At 32.6% G+C, this 6,791-nt stretch carries 7 protein-coding genes and 1 pseudogene; 1 reads left to right on the plus strand and 7 read right to left on the minus strand.

Annotation, left to right across the window (positions count from 1 at the left end; translation table 11 throughout):
* A pseudogene (locus BM350_RS25810) lies at positions 1 to 278 on the plus strand (SH3 domain-containing protein); the annotation flags it as partial.
* A gap of 58 nt (positions 279 to 336) precedes the next feature.
* Here the strand turns inward: BM350_RS25810 and BM350_RS27200 are convergent.
* The 7 genes from BM350_RS27200 to BM350_RS25845 form a co-directional block, all read right to left on the minus strand.
* The gene (locus BM350_RS27200) at positions 337 to 510 is read right to left on the minus strand and encodes a hypothetical protein (protein WP_170857782.1); all 174 of its coding nucleotides are present in this window, start codon (positions 508 to 510) and stop codon (positions 337 to 339) included.
* Positions 511 to 1,168: 658 nt separating this feature from the next.
* On the minus strand, positions 1,169 to 1,672 hold the full coding sequence (locus BM350_RS25820) for a hypothetical protein (RefSeq protein ID WP_139232941.1): 504 nt from the start codon (positions 1,670 to 1,672) through the stop codon (positions 1,169 to 1,171).
* Positions 1,673 to 1,986: 314 nt separating this feature from the next.
* Entirely contained in the window at positions 1,987 to 2,772 is a 786-nt protein-coding gene (locus tag BM350_RS25825) for a hypothetical protein (RefSeq protein WP_090913457.1), read from the minus strand.
* A gap of 281 nt (positions 2,773 to 3,053) precedes the next feature.
* Positions 3,054 to 3,701 carry a Phr family secreted Rap phosphatase inhibitor gene (locus BM350_RS27795; protein ID WP_090913459.1) on the minus strand — a complete coding sequence of 216 codons (648 nt, stop codon included), beginning with the start codon at positions 3,699 to 3,701 and terminating at the stop codon, positions 3,054 to 3,056.
* On the minus strand, positions 3,701 to 4,795 hold the full coding sequence (locus BM350_RS25835) for a Rap family tetratricopeptide repeat protein (RefSeq protein ID WP_090913461.1): 1,095 nt from the start codon (positions 4,793 to 4,795) through the stop codon (positions 3,701 to 3,703). The genes BM350_RS27795 and BM350_RS25835 overlap by 1 nt, the downstream gene beginning before the upstream one ends.
* A 261-nt stretch (positions 4,796 to 5,056) precedes the next feature.
* Positions 5,057 to 5,482 (minus strand): Imm70 family immunity protein, encoded by a 426-nt coding sequence (locus BM350_RS25840; RefSeq protein ID WP_090913462.1) that lies wholly within the window; start codon positions 5,480 to 5,482, stop codon positions 5,057 to 5,059.
* A 4-nt stretch (positions 5,483 to 5,486) separates the two neighbouring features.
* Positions 5,487 to 6,791: cytoplasmic protein (locus BM350_RS25845; RefSeq protein WP_244548087.1), on the minus strand; the 1,305-nt coding region annotated here is incomplete at its 5' end.

Below are 6,791 nucleotides of genomic sequence, written 5' to 3' on the forward strand. Positions count from 1 at the left end.
GACAATACTTTTGGTTCAAAGTTAACCCTGAAAATTGGATGCGTAATGATGTAGTATCCATTAATAAAGACGGCAAAAACAAAGGTGTCGTTTGGGTAAATGGTACTGATATCAATCTCAGAAAAGGTGCGAGTACTGGTGATACTGTTATCAATAAAATTACAAAACGTTCTGCTTATGATGTACATTACCGTTATGAAAACTGGATTTATGTAACTGGCGAGGACGTTGAGGGTTGGATGTATTTTGATGAGTCATATGTAAGTTGGCTTAGATAATAAAAAAAGAGCCGGTTATTTCTAGCCGGCTCTGTTCCTATAAGGTGATTCTAATTTGTTAACTAGCTCTTTTGTGATTAAGAAGTTTAACAATAATTGCAACGCCTATCGCGACTATAGGCAATTCTACAATTAATCGCATATTTTTACTATCAATCATGTATTCTGATAAAGCAAGTACTATGATTAAAAAACAAAAAACAGCTATACCCTTTAAAATTTTTTCGTTCATAAAATAATTCCACCTTTTTTGATTGTTTTTTACATTTTTAACCATAGTGTTTTTTCCTATAAATTACAATAGGTGTTTTTTGTTGAAATTAAAGAAGAATATTCTGGTAGTGAATTTTATCGCTAATATTTACAAAAAAATAGCCCCGCGCGAAACGGAGCTACAACAAAGAAAAGGCTGACTGACTAGGTCCATTACATCTTACTACTGATCTACTAACTTCGCAAAGTGAGAAAATTTGATTTTCGCCTTAACAAAATAACATTTTTATTTCTCAATACAAAATTATCTAACATATGATAAATTTAATTTGTCATAGCTAATACCCTATCATCCTATTTTCTTGTAGAAAACAAACTCTCTGTTATGAGGGTTTGTTTTTGTTTGCATATTTTGGTACACAGTAGTCACCTTATGAGGTACGTCAACGATTATTCCTTTTTTGAGCCACTCGCAATTTCTATGTTTTTTATGGCATTTTACTATACCGAATACAAAAAACTATAAAACTGGGATTATTAAGCACATTTTTCTTGAGTGACTCCAAAAGTAAAGAATCGTTGATGTACCTCCTATTCTGTTGAAGCATAAAAGAAAAAAGAGAGCATATGTGCCCTCTTTAGTTCTTCTCTCTAAGTCTTCTTTTTTCGTATTTATATTAACGAGTATAATAAGCAGACCCTGACCCTGTTATATAAGGCCATGGATGTGGATTTTCAAATTTTATCCAATAATAACCAGAAGACAATTTCGATCCTCCATATTGATTAGTAAAAATAACTCCTTTCGAACTATTCCTTGGATAATTTGTATGAGAAACTGCATGATCCCAACCAACTGTTGGATCTTTCATTAGTGTTACTTTAAAATCTCCTGAAGCATCACTTTTAGATTTCAGGTGTATCTTTAATCGGCCCTTATTAGAATCATAATAAAATCTAGTAGTACCATCTAAATTCGAATCAAATTCATAAGTAAAGTTCCAAGGTAATGATTTCGTTGTAAGTGTTGTAATGGATTCCTCTTTACCTTCAGATGTTTGTAATACAACAGAAGAATTGTCTTCTGATACTAAAGCATTATTTGTCGAAAGAGTATCAGCCTGTGCATCACTACCAAAAAAAGTTACAGAAAGAGTCAGAATCATAGTAACAATAGCCATACTTATTTTTCTAAACACTTCAACAGCTCCTTTTATAATGGTTTATTTGTTTTCAAAATCATTATAAAAGTAATTTTTTGTAAAATCAACATAAAAATAGAAAAATACAAAGTATTATTCCTTCTAATAATCTAACTTGTTTAGAAAGAATAACGTTTTTTACTTTGTAGGATAGTGAATATTTTTAAGTTGATAGATGTATGGTACTACCCCTACATGAGGATAGTTTTTTGTAAACTATTTCTTTAACATACAATTTTTTTTGGTCGTGTCGGGCCTACATGCGAATTTAAAGTATTGCTCTTTGTATGCCTTTATACTAAATCCTTATATATTCTTTTTTGCTTCTTCGATTCTTGAATAAAACACTCAAAATATACTTCTCTTAAGATACTTAACAAATCTAACATTTCATATTTTTTAATAGGAATTACTAAGAAAACCATCGGTTTTAAAAAAGCAACACATATTTTAAATGAAGCGTATGTCACAAATAAAATAATTATTAACATTATAATAATTGATTTTACATAAAGAAAATCAAGATTGTTTGATTTAACTAATTCCTGAGGATTGCAAACTACTTGTATAAAAAATGTCCAAATTGAAACAAAAAAACTTATAAGTAAATACAAGCTTGTTCCGCTTGAAAATCGACTTTGATATTCTTTTTCTAATAATTTTATATACTCATCCAAATATTCTTTACTATATAATCCTTCTTCTTTTAAAAACATACGTAAATCATTTACCTTTTTTTCTCTAACAGATTTTCCATCATTAAAACATAATAAAAACCTTGTATTTAACAATGAATAAGAACACTTTTTTACTTTTTCTTTAAATCCTAAATCTTTAAGATTTCCAAATTCTTTTTCGATATTATAAATAAACATAAATTGTAGAATAGCTAGAGATAACACAAGTATTATTAAAAGTAACTGCCCTGTCATACTCTTAGGACCTAAAAATGCCAATATAAAGAGGGCAACTAAGCCAATACAATAGAATATAATCCACAAATTTCGTTTAGAAAATAACTGAAAGTTACTTATCTTTTCCTCATAAAACCGTATTACTTCATAAAACTGAGATTCCATATATGTTCCTCCTATATAAAAAATCTAACCTAAAATACGTATTCTCCTCGTATTATTCTTTAACAAAAATCAAAAAGATTGTATACGTTTTCTTGATTATTTTGTAAAAAACGAAGACAATAAATTTCGTTATGTCCTCGCTGTTTTATTTCGAGTTCCTCCTAAGCAGGGTAGGGGGAGTAATAGTGATGTGAAGTGCAAAGTAACATCCAATAAATGTATTAATAAAGAGAGCCGCTCATTTTTAGATGGGCGGCTTATTCTTTAAATCTATTAAAATGTTACGCTTGTGGTGCTGGTGTATCACCGTGTTCATAAGAAGGAGAACCACCGTGATTTCCATCAGCAGAGGTAGGTAAGTCAGCATGTGAACCAGTATCACCATCAGCTACACCCCACGGTTCCCCATGGCCATAAGCGGGTACACCACCGTCACCTTTATTATTAGCAGGTGCAGGAGAATCCCTATGCGATTCATTACTTACTATATGACCACCAGGATCTTCTACAGATTCATTACTTACCATACCACCACCGGGATCTTCTACAGATTTATTACTGATAATGCCACCGTCACCTCTATTATCAGCAGGAGCAGGGGAATCTCCATGTGATCTATTATTTATAACGCCGCTCCCATCGCCATGCTCAGTGTAAAAAGGAGAACCAGTGTCTCCATCGGCAGAGATAGGGAGATCGCCTTTATTAGCGTAAGTGCTCTTTGTAATGAAGTGGTCTCCATGTGTATAAGTTAAGCCAGGTCTTTGTGGTGCTGGTGTATCACCATGAGCAGCATATTGTTTAACATCAGCCTTTGATACTGGAAAATCTCCATGCCCTGCTTGTTTTGATTCAGAAAGGGTACTTGCTCCAAAAGATAAAACACCTGCAGCTGCTAATCCCATTACAGTTAAACTAAGCTTTTTCATTATTTCAATGCTCCTTTTTCTAGTAATTTTTGTCTTATTTCATAAGCCTTATGAAAATACTTTTCAGCCTGTTCTATATTACCTTTCTTATGAAATTCCATAGCTAGCATTTCACTATACTCTTGAACATACTCCACTAAATTTTCTCTTTCGAAGCAGGGGATTCCTTCCAAAACCACTTTTTCTATATTTTCTACTGTTGAAAATTGACATAATGCATTCAAAATCAAAAAGTGATGTTTATACTCATCATTTTCTAATTCTCCACAAATTTTTAATCCTGTTTCAATTAACTCCCTGGCTTTTTCTAATGCTCCTAATTTGTAATGTTCTCTTGCTTCTATAAAAATTGATTTAAAATGATTAGGGATTTTTATAGAAACTTCTGATAAGTGCCTAATAGCTAAAGGTGAAAGATTTTGACTTGCATATAGCAATCCCAAATTGTGCCTCACTCTTAAAGTTAAGGTTTCATTACCTTCCTTTTGTAAGATATTGATTGCAGAAGTAAAATATTCCTCTGCTTGTTCATGCTGTTTTAACTCTGAACAAGATAACCCTAAAACATTTTCACACAAAGCTACATTAACCTCATATCCTTCATGTTTTGAAAATATTTCATTTGCCTTGTTTGCATATTGAATCGCTAAAAGCGGCTGATACATTTGGTAATAAAATGATGCAACCCTATAATTGAACTCAGCATGTTCCACTTCATCTGAAACATTTTCTAATAAGCTTTCTGCTTTTTCATAATGCTTTCTAGCCTCATTGTAATTTGTAAGTATAGTAGAATGGACAGCCTTGAAGAAATGATAATAGTAAGCTAAAAAATTATCTGTTGGTGTAGTGAAAGACTCAATTTTATCAAATGAATTCTTTGAAATACTAAAGCCATCTGTTAAAACTCTATATCTAAAATCCAAAAGAGAGTAATAAAGAAGTAAATTTTGGTCTTCTTCTATAGTATGGATTCTTTCATCAAGTTCTTTCTTGAGTTGTGTAGCTTTGATTACATGTTGCGTTCTTATTTCTTGATACCAATCATTTAACAATTTTGTAATCTGCTCATTCCCCTTCACTGATACGTTCATAATATCCTCCTCATCCACATATTGTTAATTAAATATTAACATAATTCGGATAAATTAAAATAATAGATTAATTATTTTTCAATAAAAAATAGAATATTCAGTTTTAATATATTGAATAAAAAGCATGGATATCAATACCCATGTTTTAAAAAAAATGAATTTTATAAAGTCTCTATTTCTAAATCTCTTCCTTTTTTTCTAAAACAAAAACACCTCAGAATTTCATCCCAAGGTGTTTAAAATATCTATTTTTTTAAATGGTTAGCTATATTTCTTTTTAATTATTACATCCATTTTATCTTGTATTGAATCTTTTAAAGCATTTATTAATAAAGTGAAGAAGGTTGTTCCTCTAGGAGTAGCGTAATAGTTTTCCAAATTTGTTACCTGTTCAGGAAGGTTGTCTTCCCAAGGAGGTCTCTTAGCTATGTCCTCAATATCCCATACTACTTCTGATGGAGGTATTTCACTTAATTTTTCCCTAATTTCTTCTATATTTTTCAAAGCTTCTGGAGCATCTTTCCATTTTAATTTATCAAAATATAGATCTTTCATTAGTAGAGGGTATTTAGTTCCCCAACCCTCAGGTTCTGTATGATAAGACATTGTTGAGAAAAAGCTATGCAATAGGTCAGGATGCCCAACTTCATAGAAAAACATATCAACTTTAAATCCTACGACTGACATTCTATTAATCCTCCTTTATAAATTCTATTTCAGGTAATGTATTAGCTTTTTTACTTATTTCTGCTCTAATTTCCCTCAAAATATCATTAGAAACAGTTTGTCCCCTGATGTCTATAATGATAGTTTGTTTTGTTCCTTCAGGCAAGTGAGCAACCCTATCATTCACTTGTTTTACAATTGTATTTACTAAATTAGTTCTTCTTGATTTAGTAGAAACATCGTAATTTTTAACTTCGATACTATGTCCTTCTATGTAGAAGTCAGGCCTAGTGCTGCCCTTCGTATATCTAGACACCTCTTGTCTATCCTTAAAAGCCACTTGATCTGTGTAACCCTCAAATATTTTACCTACCTCATTTTCTGATGCTTTCCATGATGGTCTAGCAAACAGGAGATAATTACCCAGTCCACCTAAGTAATGTCCCCAATGACTCGATGAGGCTACAGTAGAGGCGGCTCCTGTCTCAATAGCTGTACCTGCAAACCCACCTGCCCAAGCAGGTTGTAACCTTGGTGTCATTGTTCCTGCAATATCTGTTACTTTTGTAAAATTTGCTCCTTTTGCTAGTGTAGTAATTTTATCTAGACCTTTAGTACCTAGCAAACCTGTACCAATTTGTGCTAGTGCATAACCACTCCATCTAGCTCTACTCTCTAAATCACCATTCCATACATCTCTCATAAAGGAATCTGATATAACATTGTACATAGTACTGAGAGTATCAATAGGATGTATTAAAGAATTACCTATGTTTGCCCATGTTTCTCCTTCACCCAAAGACAAGAATCCTTCCCATGCATCTCCAAAACCCTGTCTTGCACCATCCCGAAAACTATCCCCAAAATTCTCTAATTTGGATTTTTCTATTACTTCTTCTTCAAACAGACTATCATCTTTAAGACTTTCAGCTTCACGAGCTTTTTCCTCTGCGATTTTTTGGATAGGTCCCGTCCACTCCATATTCAATCCTTGCGTGCTAAATGTCCCTGATGCGGGACTAAAACCTTTTCCGCTTTGAACTTCTGCAAGACCTTGTGCGATGCTCGCAGCTAGTTGAAGTGCTGTATCATAATTACTACTAGAAGTAGAATTGAATTCACGCAGATGGTTTAACTTTTCTTGCAGCTTTTGTTTCATCATGTCAAAAATACCCATCATAGCTTGCATGCCGGGAAGGGTATTACTAATGACTTCAATACCTGCTTTCGTTTGGTCAATCCCTCGCATTTGTTCTTCTATTTCTTGTTCAATAACATCTGTTGAAGCTACTTTGGATTGAAAATCGTTTGGGAAGGCATCATTTTGACG

The sequence above is a fragment of the Bacillus sp. 103mf genome, assembly GCF_900116295.1.
Classification (GTDB): Bacteria; Bacillota; Bacilli; order Bacillales; family Bacillaceae_G; genus Bacillus_A; species Bacillus_A bruguierae.

Bases quoted from the DNA above. Each gene is read 5' to 3' on its own strand.
- BM350_RS25820 (WP_139232941.1), bottom strand. From the start codon at position 1,672: ATGGCTATTGTTACTATGATTCTGACTCTTTCTGTAACTTTTTTTGGT.
- BM350_RS27795 (WP_090913459.1), bottom strand. From the start codon at position 3,701: ATGAAAAAGCTTAGTTTAACTGTAATGGGATTAGCAGCTGCAGGTGTT.
- BM350_RS27200 (WP_170857782.1), bottom strand. From the start codon at position 510: ATGAACGAAAAAATTTTAAAGGGTATAGCTGTTTTTTGTTTTTTAATC.
- BM350_RS25825 (WP_090913457.1), bottom strand. From the start codon at position 2,772: ATGGAATCTCAGTTTTATGAAGTAATACGGTTTTATGAGGAAAAGATA.
- BM350_RS25835 (WP_090913461.1), bottom strand. From the start codon at position 4,795: ATGAACGTATCAGTGAAGGGGAATGAGCAGATTACAAAATTGTTAAAT.
- BM350_RS25840 (WP_090913462.1), bottom strand. From the start codon at position 5,482: ATGTCAGTCGTAGGATTTAAAGTTGATATGTTTTTCTATGAAGTTGGG.